The following is a 17,574-nucleotide window of genomic DNA, read 5'->3' on the forward strand; positions in this document are numbered from 1 at the left end:
TTAGAGTTTTTTTATATTATTTTTATTAAGAAGGAGATTAAGACTTATGGATTACAAAGATACGTTACTTATGCCTAAAACAAGTTTTCCAATGAGAGGTGGTTTACCAAATAAAGAACCACAAATTCAAGAAGAGTGGAAAGAGAAAGATTTATACAATAAAATTTTAGAAAAAAATAAAGGTAATACACCATTTATTCTTCATGATGGTCCTCCATATGCTAATGGTAATTTACACATGGGTCACGCTTTAAATAAAATTTTAAAAGATATCATCGTTAGACAAAAAGCAATGTCTGGATATTATGCACCTTACGTGCCAGGTTGGGATACACATGGTTTACCAATCGAGCAAGCTTTAACAAACAAAGGTGTTAAAAGAAAAGAAATGTCAATTGCTGAATTCAGAGAAAAATGTAAAGAATTTGCATTAGAACAAATTGAATTACAAAAAGCTGATTTCAGACGTTTAGGTGTAAACGGTGATTGGGATAATCCATATATTACGTTAAAACCTGAGTTTGAAGCGGCACAAATTAGAGTATTCGGTGAAATGGCTGCTAAAGGTTTAATCTATAAAGGTAAAAAACCAGTTTACTGGTCTCCTTCAAGTGAATCGTCATTAGCTGAAGCTGAAATTGAATACCAAGATAAAAAATCACCTTCAATCTATGTAGCATTTAATGTAGTAGATGGTAAAGGTGTTGTAGATGAAGATGCAGCATTTATTATTTGGACTACAACTCCATGGACAATTCCATCAAACTTAGCAATTGCTGTTAATCCTAAATTGAACTACGTACAAGTAAATGTAGAAGGCAAAAAATACGTTGTTGCCCAAGCACTTCTTGATTCAGTTTGTGAAGCATTAGACTGGAATAAAGAAACAATTACAATTGATAAAGAATTCAGTGGAGCTGAATTAGAATATGCAACAGCGCAACATCCGTTTATCGATCGTACTTCATTATTAATTTTAGGTGACCACGTTACAACTGATGCAGGTACAGGTTGTGTTCATACAGCACCAGGTCACGGTGAAGATGACTATATCGTTGGTCAAAAATATGGTCTAGGCGTGCTTAGTCCAATTAATGATAAAGGTGTATTCACTGAAGAAGCTGGAGAATTTGAAGGTCTATTCTATAATAAAGCTAATAAAAATATCACTGAAAAATTAGACGAAGTTGGCGCATTATTAAAACTTACATTCTTCAAACACTCATATCCACATGACTGGAGAACTAAAAAACCAGTTATTTTCAGAGCTACTGAACAATGGTTCGCTTCAATCAGTAAAGTAAGACAAGATATTTTAGATGCAATTGATGATACGAAGTTTAAAATCGATTGGGGTAAAACACGTCTTTACAATATGATCAGAGATAGAGGAGAATGGGTTATCTCTCGTCAAAGAGTATGGGGTGTACCTCTACCAGTCTTCTACGCTGAAAATGGCGATATTATCATGACTGAAGAAACAATTAATCATGTTGCAAATCTATTCGAACAACACGGTTCAAATATTTGGTTTGAAAGAGAAGCGAAAGACTTATTACCAGAAGGCTTTACGCATGAAGGTAGCCCAAATGGTGAATTCACTAAAGAAACAGATATTATGGACGTATGGTTCGATTCAGGTTCAACTCATAGAGGTGTGTTAGAAACACGTCCAGAATTATCATACCCAGCTGATATTTATTTAGAAGGTAGTGACCAATACAGAGGTTGGTTTAACTCTTCAATCACTACATCAGTAGCAACTAAAGGTATCTCACCATACAAAATGTTACTTTCTCACGGTTTCGTAATGGACGGAGAAGGTAAGAAAATGAGTAAATCATTAGGTAACGTAATCGTTCCTGATAAAATTGTGAAACAAATGGGTGCTGATATCGCGAGATTATGGGTAAGTAGTGTAGACTACTTAGCAGACGTACGTATCTCAAACGACATCTTAAAACAAACTTCTGATGTATATCGTAAAATTAGAAATACATTCCGTTTCTTATTAGGTAATGTGAATGATTTCAATCCAGCAACAGATAGTGTGAAATATGAAGATATGCTTGAAATCGATCAATATATGCACAATAGATTAAATCAATTTATTGGCCGTACTTTATCTCACTATGAAGCATTCGACTATCTAGATATTTATCAAGATATTCAAAACTTCATTAACGTAGAATTAAGTAACTTCTACTTAGACTACGGTAAAGATATCCTTTATATCGAACAAGTAGATTCATTAAAACGTCGTAGTATGCAAACAGTGCTTTATGAAACATTAGTTAAATTAACTAAAATTTTAGCACCAATCATTCCACATACAGCTGATGAAATTTGGGGACATATTCCACATGTTGAAGAAGAAAGTGTTCATTTAACAAATATGCCAGACCCACATGAAGTTGATACAGAATTAGTGGAAAAATGGTCTAAACTGATGAAATTAAGAGACGATGTTAACAGAGCATTAGAAGTTGCACGTAATGAAAAAGTAATCGGTAAATCATTAGAAGCACACATCACATTATCAAACTCAGAAGACTTTGATACAGTTGAATTCTTAAGTCAATTCCAAGACTTACAACAACTCTTCATTGTATCTAAAGTAGATGTCGTTGATGAATTAACAGACGGCGAAGCATATGAATATGTGAAAGTTAAAGTGAAACATGCTGACGGAGAAAAATGTCAACGCTGTTGGAACTATTCAGACGAACTAGGCTCAGTAGGCGAATTAGATAACCTATGCCCACGCTGTCAAACAGTTGTAAAAACATTAGTATAAATTTAATAATCATAAACGAACTCACGAGATATAAATCTCGTGAGTTTTTTTGTAGAAAAAATTATGTCTAACAATTTTTATATGAGGCATAATTTAATATGATAAATGTAAAAAAATATATTGAATGGTAAAAATTTACATTGTATAATATCCTTAATTAATCTGAGGTATAAATTTCTTCAATATAGATAAAGTATAGGCGATAAAAATATAAACCGAAATATAAGAAAGTTATATGAAGGTTAAAATTTAAAATACTATATTTGTATTCAAAAAGGGGAGAAGTTTATGTTAATGAAAATACTTTTATCAACATTGTTATGTACAACACTAACTACACCTTTAATAGGTAAAGTTAATGCAGAAGAAGTGAAACAAGATAAACCTGTTAAATATGTGTTTCATAATGGAGGAAATTCTGGAGTAATTATTAATTTAGATGGTTCAATGACAATACCTGACCCTAACGGAGACCATTGGGATGTTGTAGGTATGCCAGTCGACCTTTATGTGAAGAAAAATGGTGTAGATACTGATGAACTCACACCAAAGTATAAACACATATGGGATCAATGGGCGTACTATGATTTTTATGCATCAAAAGGTCGAACTGCTGATTTATTCGTTGGAGAACATCCTAGACCATTAGATGGGGAAATATTTGTACCTAAATATGATAATACTTCAGATAACACAAAAGTTGATGATAAAATAGATAATCAAAATAATGTAAATGATAAGAATAATGACAAAAAAGATGAACCTAAAAATGATCAAACAGTACCTAATAAAAACACTACTGACAATCAGTCTATGACAGAACAACCAAAACAAGATGTTCCTGCTAAAGTAGAACAACCGGCTAAAGTTGATAAAAATTCTGATACTCATAGTAATGTAGTTGATAAGAAAGATACTGCTAATCAAAATAAAGCTAATACAAATAAAGATAATAAGGCTATATCTAATAATAAATCTAATGATCAAAATAAAGTGGCAATGAATAATCAAAAGTCTGATCCTCAATCTTCTGATTCTTCTAAAAAGGTTGATATGAAAAAAGAAGACAATAATAAAGATTTAAAGGCTAAGGCTACTGACAATAAAGCTAAATCTGATAAACAACAAAAAGAATTACCTAAGACGGGTGAAAGTGATAGTACGTGGTTACGTAATGGTTTAGTCATTTTATCTGCTTTAATTTTTCTTGGTATTTATAGATTGTCTCGTAAGTATGAAGTGTAATTTAATGAATGAAAGAGATTAAGCAATTGTGGTTGCTTGATCTCTTTTTGTTTTGTTTATTAGTTTCTTATTTATGCGAGAAAATATATGTGATGTGGTGTTTGAATTAGATGTGTAATTTAAAAGATCATATTAACAATTAGGTCGTGTTATGTGGTAAAATAATCAAGATTGGAGTGGAAAGCAGATGCGTAAAGGTTACAATGTACCGATTTGGAGTACTTTTATTATTATATTAATCGCGCTTGATCAACTTACTAAATTTTTAATTGTTAAATCTTTAGAAGTGGGTGAGTCTATAAAGGTTATCAGTAATTTTTTATATATTACATCTCATAGAAACCAAGGTGCTGCTTGGGGGATTTTACAAGGGAAAATGTGGTTATTTTATATCGTAACAATTGTCGTGCTCGTTATTTTATTTATGTTCTTTAAGAATGAAGGATATGGACGACCTGATGTTCAACTTGGACTAAGTTTATTAATTGCAGGGTCAATTGGTAACTTTATAGATCGTTTGTTTAGAGGAGAAGTTGTTGATTTTGTTGATACATATATTTTCAGCTATAATTTCCCGATATTTAATGTAGCAGATGCTGCTTTAACGATAGGTGTCATTGTATTGATAATTGTGATTTTATTTGAGGGCAAGGAGGAAAAAGCTTGAATACATTTGAATTTAAGATAGAGACAGAAAATGAAATTGGTGTAAGAATTGATAAATTATTACCTGATTTGAATCCAGATTGGTCAAGAAATCAAATTCAAGATTGGATTAAATTAGGTTTAGTTGAAGTAAATGGTAAAGTCATTAAAGCAAATTATAAGACGAAGCTTAATGATGTGATTGTTGCGACTGAGAAAGTAATCGAAGAGGTCGATATTGTCGCAGAAGATTTAGGTATTGAGGTTTATTATGAAGACAAAGATGTTGCGGTCGTTTATAAACCTAAAGGTATGGTTGTGCATCCAGCACCTGGCCATTATACAGGTACGTTAGTAAACGGATTGATGTATGTGATTAAAGATTTATCAGGTATTAATGGTGAAATTAGACCTGGTATTGTACATCGTATAGATAAAGATACATCAGGTTTATTGATGATTGCTAAGAACGATATTGCACATAGAGGATTAGTTGAACAGTTAGTTGATAAAACTGTGACAAGAGAATATACAGCACTTGTACATGGTAATATACCTCACGAATTTGGAACAATTGAAGCACCAATTGGTAGAAATCCTAAAGAACGTCAAGAAATGGCGATTGTGGATGATGGTAAAGAAGCTGTGACGCACTTTAATGTAATTGAAAAGTTCGAAAAATATACATTGGTTAAATGTCAATTAGAAACGGGTCGTACGCACCAAATCAGAGTGCATATGAAACATATTGGTTTTCCTTTAGTAGGCGATCCTAAATATGGACCGAAGAAGACATTGAACATTGGTGGACAAGCTTTACATGCTGGATTATTAGGATTTGAACATCCAGTTACTGGTGAATATATTGAAAAAGAAGCGCCTCTACCAGAGTATTTTGAAACATTATTAGAGAAATTAAGAAATCACGAAGATAAAAAATAAGTACAACGTGTAATAATACTTATTTAATTTTATTTAAACTTTGACATCATATGAAAAAAACGATATTATTGTTTTAACAATTAAAGCGTCTTTAACAGACAGTCCAGAGAGGCTGAGAAGACATAATATGAGCGTGTAGACCATATTTGTATGGTACTAGTGTATACTCATGTCTTCTAAAGACGTGAGTATTTTTTTGTGGAAGGAGATTGAATATGGCTGAGAGGTTAATCATGGATGCTGCTGCTGTAAACAGAGCATTAACAAGAATGTCACATGAAATACTTGAAAAGAACAAAGGTACTAAAGATATTGTCTTGTTAGGCGTAAAGACAAGAGGTGTATTTCTTGCGAATAGAATTGAGCAGAAAATCCAAGACATCGAACAAGTTCAAGTACCAACTGGAGAAATTGATGTTACACATTATCGTGACGATGTTCAGAATCAGCAAGGTACGATTAAAGTGAAATCATTTAATATCGATGTAGATATTAACGATAAGCATGTCATCATTGTAGATGATGTCCTTTATACAGGTAGAACGGTTAGAGCTTCATTAGATGCTATATTAGATCACGCAAGACCACGAAAAATAAGTTTAGCAACTTTAGTCGACAGAGGTCATAGAGAGCTTCCGATTAGAGCAGATTATGTAGGTAAGAACGTTCCAACATCATCTAATGAATCAGTTGTCGTTGAACTAGAAGAGTTTGACCAACAAACAGCAGTAAAATTAAATTAAATAAATCCTTTTAAATCAGTACGAGAGACTGGCAAAGGAGCTTATATGGTTACAGGAGATAACTATACCTTTATAGGTATCACTGTATACATAGATCCCTTTGCATATCTTGTAAAGGGATCTTTTTTTGAATAGGAGAATGGAAATGTCACATAATGAAGAAATGTTTAAACGAACAGTAGAACCCATACTAGATGTTAATGATAAACCTAAAGCATCACAATGGTTCTTCTTAAGCTCACAGCATTTATTTGCAATGTTCGGAGCAACGGTACTTGTACCATTTCTAACAGGCTTACCTGTTTCAGCAGCACTCATTGCATCAGGCTTAGGAACGCTACTTTATATACTGATAACGAAAGGAAAGATACCAGCTTATCTCGGTTCGAGCTTTGCATTCATAACGCCGATTATTGTCGGACTCAAGACACATGACCTTGGTGAAATGCTTGTCGCATTATTTATGAGTGGTGTTCTTTACGTCATTATCGGTTTGATTATAAAGGTTACAGGCACGAATTGGTTGCTTAATCTGTTACCACCAGTTGTAGTAGGACCTGTCATCATGGTTATCGGACTTGGATTAGCGCCGGTAGCCGTTAACATGGCGATGTACACAGATTCAAATGCAATGAAAGGCTATAGTGGCATTTACATTACAGTCGCACTCATCACATTAATTACAACAATTATCGTTTCAGTATTTTTCAAAGGATTCTTATCAATCATTCCAGTACTTATCGGAATTATTGTTGGATATATATCTTCATTATTATTTGGAATTGTGGACTTAGCGCCGATTTCAAAAGCAAAATGGATTCAAATGCCTGATATTTACTTACCGTTTCATGATTACACACCATCGCTACAATGGGGACTTATCTTAATCATGCTGCCAATCGTTTTTGTAACGGTTAGTGAGCATATCGGTCATCAAATCGTCATCAATAAAATTGTCGGTAAGAACTTCTTCAAAGATCCAGGTTTACACCGCTCATTAATCGGTGACGGGGTATCAACGATGATGGCTTCAATTATTGGTGGGCCACCAAGTACGACATACGGTGAAAACATTGGCGTACTTGCCATTACAAGAATTTATAGTATATGGGTAATCGGTGGTGCAGCAGTACTTGCACTAATCTTAGGATTTGTTGGTAAATTCACAGCGATGATTTCAACAATACCAACACCAGTTATGGGTGGTGTTTCCATACTATTATTCGGAATCATTGCTTCAAGTGGTTTGAGAATGTTGGTGGAGAACAATATCGACTTCGGTGACAACCGTAACTTGATCATTGCTTCTGTCATTCTCGTATTAGGAATTGGTAAAGCACATTTAGACTTCACAGGTATTGGCATACATTTAAACATTGAAGGTATGGCTTTAGCAGCAACAGTAGGTATCTTGCTCAATCTTATATTGCCAAAGAAAATAAAATAATTCTCAGGAGGCGTGTCATATGAAAAATTTATTAACAATGACTGATTTAACTAAAGACGACATCATGAAAATTATAACGAAAGCACAAGACATTAAAGAAAATGGTGCAGAAACTTTTGGTAAAGGCATGACGGTCGCAAACTTATTCTTTGAAAATTCAACACGAACAAAATGTAGTTTTGAAATGGCTGAAAGAAAATTAGGTTTGGAAGTCATTCCTTTTGAAATAAGTACTTCATCTGTTCAAAAAGGTGAATCTTTATATGATACTTGCAAAACTTTAGAATCTATTGGTGTAGACGCATTAGTCATTAGACATAGTGAAAATGCATATTATGACACATTACAAGGGCTTAATATTCCAGTATTAAATGGTGGAGATGGAAGTGGCCACCACCCGACACAAAGTCTTCTAGATATTATGACAATATATGAGGAATACGGTTACTTCGAAGGATTAAAAATTTTAATCTCAGGTGATATAAAAAATTCAAGAGTAGCAAGAAGTAATGCAGATGCTTTAACGAAACTTGGTGCGGAAGTGATGTTCTCAGCACCGGAACAATGGAAATGTAACTTTTCAGATGTACCATATGTAGAAATTGATGATGTGATAGAAGAAGTAGACGTTTGTATGTTGTTAAGAGTACAAAATGAAAGACATGATTCAGGTACGACGTTTAGTAAAGAAGACTATCACAATGCATACGGACTGACGATAGATAGATATAACAAACTTCATGACAATGCAATCGTCATGCATCCAGCACCAGTCAACCGAGGTGTTGAAATAGATACTTCACTTGTAGAAAGTTCGAAATCAAGAATTTTTAAACAAATGGAGAACGGCGTGTTCATTAGAATGGCATGTATACATGATGTACTTAATCACAAGGAGGAAAAAGTAAAATGTCACTTATAATCAAAAATGGAAAAATCTTATTAGAAGGTCAATTAGTTAACAAGGAAATTGAAATTGAAGATGGCAAAATTAAAAAAATAGATGATTATATAGAAGTAGAGAATCAAGAAGTTATTGATGCGAAAGGACATTTTATTTCAGCAGGATTTGTTGATGTACATGTACATTTAAGAGAACCTGGTGGCGAACATAAAGAAACAATTGAAACAGGTACAAAAGCAGCAGCAAGAGGCGGATTTACAACAGTATGTCCAATGCCTAATACAAAGCCTGTCCCAGATTCAGTTGAACATTTAGATCGTCTTCACAAAATCATTGATGAGCATGCAGTGGTAAGAGTATTACCTTATGCATCCATTACAGTAAGACAAGCTGGTAAAGAGCATGTTGATTTCAAAGCATTAAAAGATAGAGGGATGTTCCAATTTACTGATGATGGTGTAGGTGTACAAACAGCTTCAATGATGTATGAAGCGATGCAAGAAGCGGCTAAAATCGATAAAGCAATCGTAGCACACTGCGAAGATAATTCATTAATTTATGGTGGTGCAATGCATGAAGGTAAACGAAGTGAAGAACTTGGCATTCCAGGTATTCCTTCAATTTGCGAAGCGGTACAAATTGCTAGAGACGTGTTGTTAGCTGAAGCAGCAAATTGTCATTACCATGTGTGTCACGTGTCTACTAAAGAAAGTGTACGTGTCATTAGAGATGCTAAAAAAGCAGGTATTAAAGTAACTGCAGAAGTTACACCTCATCACTTATTACTTACAGAAGATGACGTACCAGGTGACGATGCGATTTACAAAATGAATCCACCTTTAAGAGCGAAAGAAGATAGAGATGCTTTAATCGAAGGATTATTAGATGGAACAATTGACTGTATCGCAACAGATCATGCACCACATGCTAAAGAAGAAAAAGAAGTGTCAATGGTTGATGCACCTTTCGGAATTGTAGGCAGTGAAACAGCATTCCAATTATTATACACACACTTTGTGAAAACAGGTAAATTCACATTAGAACAACTTGTTGCATTTTTAACAACGAAACCAAGTGAAACATTTAACTTACCTTATGGTCGATTAGAAGAAGGAAGCTACGCTGACTTAACTATCATAGACTTGGAAACAGAAAGACCGATACGAGCAGAAGAATTTGCTTCTAAGAGTACAAATACACCATTTATAGGAGAAGTCGTTTCAGGATATCCAATTTTAACAATTTGTGATGGAGAAATCGTCTTCAAGGAGGAAGTATAAGATGAAAAATAAAAGATACTTAGTATTAGAAGATGGTACAACATATAAAGGTTATGCATTAGGTTCAGATGATTTAACAGTTGGAGAAATTGTTTTTAATACAGCAATGACAGGTTATCAAGAAACAATTTCAGACCCATCATATACTGGACAAATTATTACATTTACTTACCCGCTTATTGGTAACTACGGGATAAACAGAGATGACTTTGAATCATTAACACCAACTTTAAATGGTGTTGTTGTGAGAGAAGCGTGTGATTACCCAAGTAACTTTAGATCAAGTAAGTCTTTAGATGAAACGTTAAAATTCTATCATATACCAGGTATTTCAGGTGTTGATACAAGAAGTTTAACACGTAAAATTAGAAAATTCGGTGTCCTTAAAGCTGGATTTACTGATAATGCCGATGAAATAGAAAGTCTTGTTCAGCGCTTAAATACTGAATCGTTAAGAACGGACGAAGTTGAACAAGTTTCATCAGTTAGACCATATATTTCAACAGGTGATGGCTATAAAGTTGTATTAATTGATTACGGTAAAAAAGAAAATATCGTGAGAGAACTTAATAGAAGAGGCTGTGATGTAACAGTCGTACCATATCAAACATCATATGAAGAAATACTGAATATCTCACCAGATGGCATAATGGTTTCAAATGGACCAGGGAATCCTGAAAGTGTACAAGAAACCATTCAAACAATTAAACAACTAGTCGGCAAAATACCATTCTTCGGCATTTGTTTAGGACATCAATTGTTTGCATTATCTCAAGGTGCAACTTCTTATAAGATGAAATTTGGTCATAGAGGTGCCAATCATCCAGTACAAAATCTACAAACTGGAAAAGTAGATTTAACAAGTCAAAACCATGGTTATGCAATTGATGAAGCGTCTATTGCACAAACTGATTTAGAAGTGACGCATATCGCATTAAATGATAAATCAATTGAAGGATTAAGACATAAAAAATATCCAGCATTTTCAGTACAATATCATCCAGAAGCATCACCTGGACCGCACGACTCAAACTATTTATTCGATGAATTTATTGAAATGATTAAATTACATAAAGCGAAGGAGCGTACAATCAATGCCTAAACAAACTGATATAAAATCCATCTTAGTAATTGGTTCTGGCCCAATCATTATAGGTCAAGCTGCAGAATTTGATTATGCAGGCACTCAAGCATGCTTAGCACTAAAAGAAGAAGGTTACCGCGTAATACTTGTAAACTCTAATCCAGCAACAATTATGACGGACACTGAAATAGCAGATACAGTATATATTGAACCTTTAACTTTAGACTTTGTGAGTCGCATTATTCGTAAAGAACAACCAGACGCATTGTTACCAACTTTAGGTGGACAAACTGGTTTGAACATGGCAATTGAATTACACGAAAATGGTGTATTAGAAGAAAATAACGTACGTTTATTAGGTACACAACTATCTTCAATCGAACAAGCTGAAGATAGAGATTTATTCCGTACACTTATGAATGAATTAAATGAACCAGTACCTGAAAGTGATATCGTGAATGATATTGAAGGTGCTTTAAATTTTGCGAACGAAATTGGCTACCCGCTAATCGTGCGACCTGCGTTTACAATGGGTGGTACTGGTGGCGGAATTTGTCACGATGAAAAAGAACTAATAGAAGTTGTTCAAAATGGCTTGAAATACAGCCCAGTAACACAATGTTTACTAGAAAAATCCATCGCAGGTTACAAAGAAATTGAATACGAAGTGATGAGAGACAAGAATGATAATGCCATCGTAGTATGTAACATGGAGAACATAGATCCAGTTGGCATTCATACAGGTGACTCGATTGTTGTTGCACCAAGTCAAACATTATCAGATGTTGAATATCAAATGTTAAGAGATGTATCTCTAAAAATTATTCGTGCATTAAAAATTGAAGGCGGATGTAACGTACAATTAGCACTTGATCCAAAATCACTAGATTACTACATAATAGAAGTTAATCCACGTGTATCAAGATCGTCAGCATTAGCTTCCAAAGCAACGGGTTATCCAATTGCGAAGTTAGCTGCCAAAATAGCAATCGGTATGACTTTAGATGAAATGTTAAACCCTGTAACGGGCACATCTTATGCAGCATTTGAACCAGCACTAGACTATGTTGTTTCTAAAATACCGAGATTTCCTTTTGATAAATTCGAAAAAGGCGAACGTCATCTAGGAACACAAATGAAAGCAACTGGGGAAGTCATGGCAATTGGTAGAACGTATGAAGAATCATTATTAAAAGCGATTCGTTCGTTAGAATATGGCGTTCATCATTTAGGTTTACCAAATGGCGATGAATTTGAATTAGATTTCATTGAAGAGAGAATTAAAGCACAAGATGATGAAAGATTATTCTTTATTGGTGAAGCTATTAGACGTGGTACATCACTTGAGAGAATAAATGAATTAACACAAATTGATTACTTCTTCTTGAATAAATTCAAACACATCATCGACATTGAACACGATTTAAAAGAGAAAAAAGGCGATTTAGACGCATTATTATGGGCGAAACAATACGGCTTTAGTGATAAAGTCATTGCACATAGATGGGAACAATCAGAACGAGATATATATGATTTAAGACAAGAACATGGTATTAACCCAGTGTACAAAACAGTAGATACTTGTGCTGCAGAATTCGAATCAGAAACTCCATATTTCTATGGTACTTATGAAGAAGAAAATGAATCTATAGTCACTGAAAAAGAAAAAATCATCGTACTCGGATCAGGTCCAATCAGAATTGGACAAGGTGTGGAATTTGATTATGCTACTGTACATGCTGTATGGGCTATTCAAGAAGCGGGTTATGAAGCAATTATTATTAACAACAACCCTGAAACAGTTTCAACAGACTTCTCAATATCTGACAAGTTATACTTTGAGCCACTGACTGAAGAAGATGTGATGAGTATCATTAATCACGAACAACCTAAAGGCGTAGTCGTTCAATTTGGTGGACAAACAGCAATCAATTTAGCAGATAAAATTTCACAAAAAGGCATTCAAATATTAGGTACGACGCTTGAAGATCTTAACAGAGCTGAAGATAGAAAAGAATTTGAAGCTTTATTACAAAAAATTGATGTACCACAACCATTAGGTAAAACAGCCACTTCAGTACAAGAAGCGATAGATAACGCAAATGAAATTGGTTATCCAGTAGTTGTGAGACCTTCATACGTACTTGGTGGAAGAGCGATGGAAATTGTATATGCTGAACCTGAATTGAGAAATTATATGGAACAAGCAGTTAAAGCAAGCCCAGAGCATCCAGTACTAATTGACCGTTATTTAACAGGTAAAGAAATTGAAGTAGATGCAATTTCAGATGGTGAAACAGTTGTCATTCCAGGTATTATGGAACACATTGAAAGAGCGGGTGTCCATTCAGGTGATTCAATTGCGGTATATCCACCTCAAACTTTAACGGATGAAGAAATTAATTTATTAGTCGATTACACAACGAAATTGGCAAAAGGCTTAAACATAGTTGGACTTATCAATATTCAGTTTGTGCTTTCTAAAGGAGAAGTATTTGTACTTGAAGTTAACCCAAGAGCTAGTCGTACTGTACCATTTTTAAGTAAAATTACTGAAATTCCAATGGCGAAGATTGCTACTAAAGCAATTGCAGGCATCACTTTGAAAGAACAAGGATATGAAAGTGGTTTAGCGCCATATAAAGAAGGTGTATATGTTAAAGCACCAGTATTCAGTTTTAATAAACTTAAAAATGTTGATATCACATTAGGACCTGAAATGAAATCGACAGGTGAAGTAATGGGTAAAGATAGTACTTTAGAAAAAGCATTGTATAAAGGTTTAACAGCAAGTGGTTTAAAAGTACAAGATCAAGGTACAGCATTATTCACTGTAAGTGATAAAGATAAAGGTGAAGCATTAACAATCGCTAAGAGATTTCATGAGATTGGTTATAGAATTTTTGCAACAGAAGGTACGGCACAATACTTTAACGAACATGACATCCCAGTGTATACGGTTGGTAAAATAGGTGGCGAACATGATCTTCTATCAGTAATACAAAAAGGTGAAGTACAACTTGTGGTCAACACAATGACAAAAGGTAAAGTATATGAAAGAGATGGATTCCAAATTAGACGTGAATCTGTAGAAAATGGTATACCATGTTTAACATCACTTGATACGGCAAATGCTTTAGCAGATGTAGTGGAAAGTATGACATTTAGAACTGAACAAATGTAGTGGGGGGATTATAATGTCCGAGATAATGACAGTTGTATCAAATAATCAAATAGCAGACGCAATTTTTGAATTAAAAGTACGTGGAAATCTTACGAAAAATATGAAAAAACCTGGACAGTTTGTTCATATTAAAGCTGGTACAGGAACTGAACATATGTTGAGAAGACCAATTTCAATTTGTGAAGTGAACCGTGAAGAAGACACATTTACTATGCTTTTTAGAAGAGAAGGACACGGTACAGAATTGATTTCACAATTAAAACAAGGTGATCCAATAGATGTGATTGCACCTTTAGGAAACGGATTCCCAGTTGATGAAGCGCAAAATACTGCCTTATTAGTCGGAGGTGGTATTGGCGTACCACCTATGTACGAATTGTCGAAACAACTCAATGCTAGAGGAATCAAGACGATTCACGTATTAGGTTTTCAAAGTGCTAAAGATGCATTTTATATAGACGAATTTAGTGCGCTAGGTGATACGTATGTTGCAACTGCAGATGGAACACTTGGTACTAAAGGATTTGTTACAACTGTTATTGAAAATTTAGACACACCCTTCGATATTTTTTACAGCTGTGGACCAAAAGCAATGTTGAAAGCTTTAACACTTCAATTAAGTGATGTGAAAGGTTATATTTCACTCGAAGAACGTATGGGTTGCGGCATCGGTGCTTGCTATGCATGTGTATGCCATACGGATAATGAAGCGGGTTATGTCAAAGTTTGTACAGACGGTCCCGTATTTGAAAAAGGAGCTGTCATCATATGAGTCGATTAAATATTTCGCTACCAGGGTTAAATTTGAAAAATCCAATCATGCCAGCAAGTGGATGCTTTGCTTTCGGAAAAGAATTCAGTCAGTTTTATGATTTATCAGAACTTGGCGCAATCATGATTAAAGCTGCAACTCAATTTGCAAGATACGGTAATGAAGCGCCACGTGTCGCTGAAACAGCAAGCGGTATGATTAATGCGATTGGTCTTCAAAATCCAGGTGTTCACCATATTATGGAACATGAATTGAAATACCTTGAACAATATGATGTACCCATTATTGCTAATGTTGCAGGTTCGACTGAAGAAGAATATGTTTACGTCGCCAAACATATTTCACAAGCATCAAATGTTCATGCACTAGAATTAAATATTTCTTGTCCAAATGTTAAAGAAGGTGGGATTCAATTCGGTACAGTACCTGAAGTGGCTAAAGAACTGACGAGAAAAGTAAAAGCTGTTTCAGAAGTGCCAGTGTATGTAAAGTTATCTCCTAATGTAACAAACATTGTAGAAATGGCGAAAGCTATTGCAGAATACGCAGACGGTATAACGATGATCAACACTTTAGTAGGATTAAGAATTGATGCGAAGACTGGAAAACCAATCATCAGTAATGTTATAGGTGGACTGAGCGGACCAGCAATCAAGCCAGTTGCATTAAGAATGGTATATGAAGTCAGTCAACATGTTGATATTCCAATTATCGCTATGGGTGGCGTGAGAACGGCTCAAGATGTCATTGATTTCATTTCAGTTGGTGCTGATGCAGTAGCAGTTGGAACAGCAAACTTTGAAAATCCAACAGTTTGTAAAGATATTATTGATGAATTACCTACATTACTCGATAAATTAGGTGTTGATCACATTACAGAACTTAAAGGTAGAACTTATAACCAACAAGGAGTTGTCAAATAACATGAAGAATACACCAATAATTGCATTAGACTTTGCAACTCTAGAGGAAGTTGATCAATTTTTAGATTTATTTAACGAACCCCTATTTGTAAAAGTAGGTATGGAACTTTATTTGCAAAATGGTCCTGAAACGATCAACCGAATTAAAGAAAGAGGTCATGATATCTTTTTAGATTTAAAGTTACATGACATTCCAAACACGGTTAAAGGCGCATTAAAAGGATTAGGTAAACTCAATATCGACTTAATCAATGTACATGCAGCCGGTGGTAAAAACATGATGGCTGCTGGACTTGAAGGATTACGTGAGACAAATCCTAATGCTAAGTTAATAGCTGTAACTCAGTTAACTTCTACTACAGAACAACAAATGAAAGATGAACAAAATATTCAATCATCCATCAATGAATCAGTCGTGCACTATGCAAAAATGGCACATGAAGCAGGACTTGATGGTGTCGTTTGTTCACCATTAGAGTCTACTTTAATTCAAGACCATATCGGCGAAACTTTCTTAAAAGTAACACCAGGTATACGTTTAGAATCTGATAAGACACATGATCAACAACGTGTGACAACGCCAGAAGACGCTAAAAAATTAGGCTCAACACATATAGTAGTGGGTCGTTCAATTACGCAACATGAAGATCCAGTAGCAAGATATCACGAAATATTACAAAGATGGGAAGGATAATTCATATGACTCAAAATATCGCACAATCATTATTAGAAATTAAAGCTGTAACACTTTCACCTGACGATCCATATACATGGAGTTCAGGCATTAAATCACCGATTTATTGTGATAATAGAGTGACATTAGCATATCCTGAAATTAGAGAAAATATTTATCAAGGTTTAATTCAATTGATCAAAGTACACGCTCAAGACGCTGAAATTATTTCTGGTACGGCAACAGCAGGTATTCCGCATGCAGCATTTGTTGCGGATCAACTAAAATTACCGATGAGCTATGTGAGGTCTAAAAGCAAAGGTCATGGTAAAGGGAATCAAATCGAAGGTGCTTTAAGCAAAGGGAAAAAAGTAGTTGTAATTGAAGATTTAATTTCAACAGGTGGTTCTTCAATTAATGCTGTTGAAGCTTTAATTGAAGATGGCGCGGAAGTATTAGGGGTATTTGCAATCTTTACATATGGTATTAACAAAGCAGAAGAAGCTTTCAAAGCAATCGATGTCCCATTTTATACTTTGTCTAATTATGATGAACTGATTTCAGTAGCTGAAAAAGAAGGTTATATCGAAAATAAAGATATAAAAACTTTAAAAGCTTGGAAAGATACTTTATAATAAAGTCAAGATAAGGGGGGTCTTTATGGAAAGCCAACATAAATTATCTGCTGCAGAAGAACAAGAGCAGATAAAAAAATGGGGACATATTAATGATTTTCTTAAAAAAGATTCTAATGCGAAACCTGACTTTAATCACTATGAAGTAAGAGACGAAAATATGTACGAACGTACAGGTTATTCGAATAACACAAACGTGAATAGACAGAGAAGATATGATTTAGGCGACAAAAATATATTCAAAAGTATCAAAAAAGAATTAGAAGCAAAAGGATTCTTTGATGATTAATAAGACATTAA

At 34.4% G+C, this 17,574-nt stretch carries 15 protein-coding genes; all 15 read left to right on the forward strand.

Annotated features, from left to right (window positions below):
* Nucleotides 1–46: 46 nt before the first annotated feature.
* The 15 genes from ileS to LQ679_RS07095 all read left to right on the forward strand — a co-directional run bounded on the left by ileS (nt 47) and on the right by LQ679_RS07095 (nt 17,563).
* Nucleotides 47–2,797 carry an isoleucine--tRNA ligase gene (gene ileS, locus LQ679_RS07025; RefSeq protein WP_239762327.1) on the forward strand — a complete coding sequence of 917 codons (2,751 nt, stop codon included), beginning with the start codon at nt 47–49 and terminating at the stop codon, nt 2,795–2,797.
* 288 nt (nt 2,798–3,085) lie between these two features.
* Complete coding sequence (locus tag LQ679_RS07030) at nt 3,086–4,042, forward strand: LPXTG cell wall anchor domain-containing protein (protein ID WP_239762328.1); 957 nt, start codon at nt 3,086–3,088, stop codon at nt 4,040–4,042.
* 187 nt (nt 4,043–4,229) lie between these two features.
* A complete protein-coding gene (gene lspA, locus LQ679_RS07035) occupies nt 4,230–4,709 on the forward strand; it encodes a signal peptidase II (RefSeq protein WP_037587555.1) in 480 nt (159 codons plus the stop codon).
* The gene (locus LQ679_RS07040) at nt 4,706–5,629 is read left to right on the forward strand and encodes an RluA family pseudouridine synthase (protein ID WP_239762329.1); all 924 of its coding nucleotides are present in this window, start codon (nt 4,706–4,708) and stop codon (nt 5,627–5,629) included. The genes lspA and LQ679_RS07040 overlap by 4 nt, the downstream gene beginning before the upstream one ends.
* A 215-nt stretch (nt 5,630–5,844) precedes the next feature.
* The gene (gene pyrR / locus LQ679_RS07045; RefSeq protein ID WP_025904587.1) at nt 5,845–6,372 is read left to right on the forward strand and encodes a bifunctional pyr operon transcriptional regulator/uracil phosphoribosyltransferase PyrR; all 528 of its coding nucleotides are present in this window, start codon (nt 5,845–5,847) and stop codon (nt 6,370–6,372) included.
* Nucleotides 6,373–6,517: 145 nt separating this feature from the next.
* On the forward strand, nt 6,518–7,819 hold the full coding sequence (locus LQ679_RS07050) for a solute carrier family 23 protein (RefSeq protein WP_037587560.1): 1,302 nt from the start codon (nt 6,518–6,520) through the stop codon (nt 7,817–7,819).
* A gap of 19 nt (nt 7,820–7,838) precedes the next feature.
* A complete protein-coding gene (locus LQ679_RS07055) occupies nt 7,839–8,741 on the forward strand; it encodes an aspartate carbamoyltransferase catalytic subunit (RefSeq protein WP_037587561.1) in 903 nt (300 codons plus the stop codon).
* Nucleotides 8,729–10,003: a dihydroorotase gene (locus LQ679_RS07060; protein WP_037587563.1), complete on the forward strand. Its 1,275-nt coding sequence runs from the start codon at nt 8,729–8,731 to the stop codon at nt 10,001–10,003. The genes LQ679_RS07055 and LQ679_RS07060 overlap by 13 nt, the downstream gene beginning before the upstream one ends.
* A gap of 1 nt (nt 10,004) precedes the next feature.
* Complete coding sequence (locus LQ679_RS07065; RefSeq protein ID WP_025904583.1) at nt 10,005–11,105, forward strand: carbamoyl phosphate synthase small subunit; 1,101 nt, start codon at nt 10,005–10,007, stop codon at nt 11,103–11,105.
* A complete protein-coding gene (carB, locus tag LQ679_RS07070) occupies nt 11,098–14,271 on the forward strand; it encodes a carbamoyl-phosphate synthase large subunit (protein ID WP_239762330.1) in 3,174 nt (1,057 codons plus the stop codon). Before LQ679_RS07065 ends, carB begins: the two co-directional genes overlap by 8 nt.
* A 13-nt stretch (nt 14,272–14,284) precedes the next feature.
* Complete coding sequence (locus LQ679_RS07075) at nt 14,285–15,043, forward strand: dihydroorotate dehydrogenase electron transfer subunit (RefSeq protein ID WP_107565511.1); 759 nt, start codon at nt 14,285–14,287, stop codon at nt 15,041–15,043.
* Nucleotides 15,040–15,966, forward strand: a complete 927-nt coding sequence (locus LQ679_RS07080; protein WP_107577360.1) for a dihydroorotate dehydrogenase — start codon at nt 15,040–15,042, stop codon at nt 15,964–15,966. The genes LQ679_RS07075 and LQ679_RS07080 overlap by 4 nt, the downstream gene beginning before the upstream one ends.
* A gap of 1 nt (nt 15,967) precedes the next feature.
* Entirely contained in the window at nt 15,968–16,660 is a 693-nt protein-coding gene (gene pyrF, locus LQ679_RS07085; protein WP_126476906.1) for an orotidine-5'-phosphate decarboxylase, read from the forward strand.
* Between the two features lie 5 nt (nt 16,661–16,665).
* Nucleotides 16,666–17,274, forward strand: coding sequence for an orotate phosphoribosyltransferase (pyrE, locus tag LQ679_RS07090; RefSeq protein ID WP_232173401.1), 609 nt, complete (start codon nt 16,666–16,668; stop codon nt 17,272–17,274).
* 25 nt (nt 17,275–17,299) lie between these two features.
* Nucleotides 17,300–17,563, forward strand: a complete 264-nt coding sequence (locus tag LQ679_RS07095) for a hypothetical protein (protein ID WP_025904577.1) — start codon at nt 17,300–17,302, stop codon at nt 17,561–17,563.
* Nucleotides 17,564–17,574 lie beyond the last annotated feature (11 nt).

The organism is Mammaliicoccus sp. I-M35 (assembly GCF_022386455.1).
In the GTDB taxonomy this organism is placed as follows: domain Bacteria; phylum Bacillota; class Bacilli; order Staphylococcales; family Staphylococcaceae; genus Mammaliicoccus; species Mammaliicoccus sciuri_A.

What these genes read in the sequence shown, in the direction of transcription:
- LQ679_RS07080 (WP_107577360.1), top strand. Translation starts at nt 15,040, where the DNA reads ATGAGTCGATTAAATATTTCGCTACCAGGGTTAAATTTGAAAAATCCA.
- LQ679_RS07095 (WP_025904577.1), top strand. Translation starts at nt 17,300, where the DNA reads ATGGAAAGCCAACATAAATTATCTGCTGCAGAAGAACAAGAGCAGATA.
- pyrR (WP_025904587.1), top strand. Translation starts at nt 5,845, where the DNA reads ATGGCTGAGAGGTTAATCATGGATGCTGCTGCTGTAAACAGAGCATTA.
- carB (WP_239762330.1), top strand. Translation starts at nt 11,098, where the DNA reads ATGCCTAAACAAACTGATATAAAATCCATCTTAGTAATTGGTTCTGGC.
- pyrF (WP_126476906.1), top strand. Translation starts at nt 15,968, where the DNA reads ATGAAGAATACACCAATAATTGCATTAGACTTTGCAACTCTAGAGGAA.
- ileS (WP_239762327.1), top strand. Translation starts at nt 47, where the DNA reads ATGGATTACAAAGATACGTTACTTATGCCTAAAACAAGTTTTCCAATG.
- LQ679_RS07055 (WP_037587561.1), top strand. Translation starts at nt 7,839, where the DNA reads ATGAAAAATTTATTAACAATGACTGATTTAACTAAAGACGACATCATG.
- LQ679_RS07075 (WP_107565511.1), top strand. Translation starts at nt 14,285, where the DNA reads ATGTCCGAGATAATGACAGTTGTATCAAATAATCAAATAGCAGACGCA.
- LQ679_RS07060 (WP_037587563.1), top strand. Translation starts at nt 8,729, where the DNA reads ATGTCACTTATAATCAAAAATGGAAAAATCTTATTAGAAGGTCAATTA.
- LQ679_RS07030 (WP_239762328.1), top strand. Translation starts at nt 3,086, where the DNA reads ATGTTAATGAAAATACTTTTATCAACATTGTTATGTACAACACTAACT.
- pyrE (WP_232173401.1), top strand. Translation starts at nt 16,666, where the DNA reads ATGACTCAAAATATCGCACAATCATTATTAGAAATTAAAGCTGTAACA.
- LQ679_RS07065 (WP_025904583.1), top strand. Translation starts at nt 10,005, where the DNA reads ATGAAAAATAAAAGATACTTAGTATTAGAAGATGGTACAACATATAAA.
- lspA (WP_037587555.1), top strand. Translation starts at nt 4,230, where the DNA reads ATGCGTAAAGGTTACAATGTACCGATTTGGAGTACTTTTATTATTATA.
- LQ679_RS07050 (WP_037587560.1), top strand. Translation starts at nt 6,518, where the DNA reads ATGTCACATAATGAAGAAATGTTTAAACGAACAGTAGAACCCATACTA.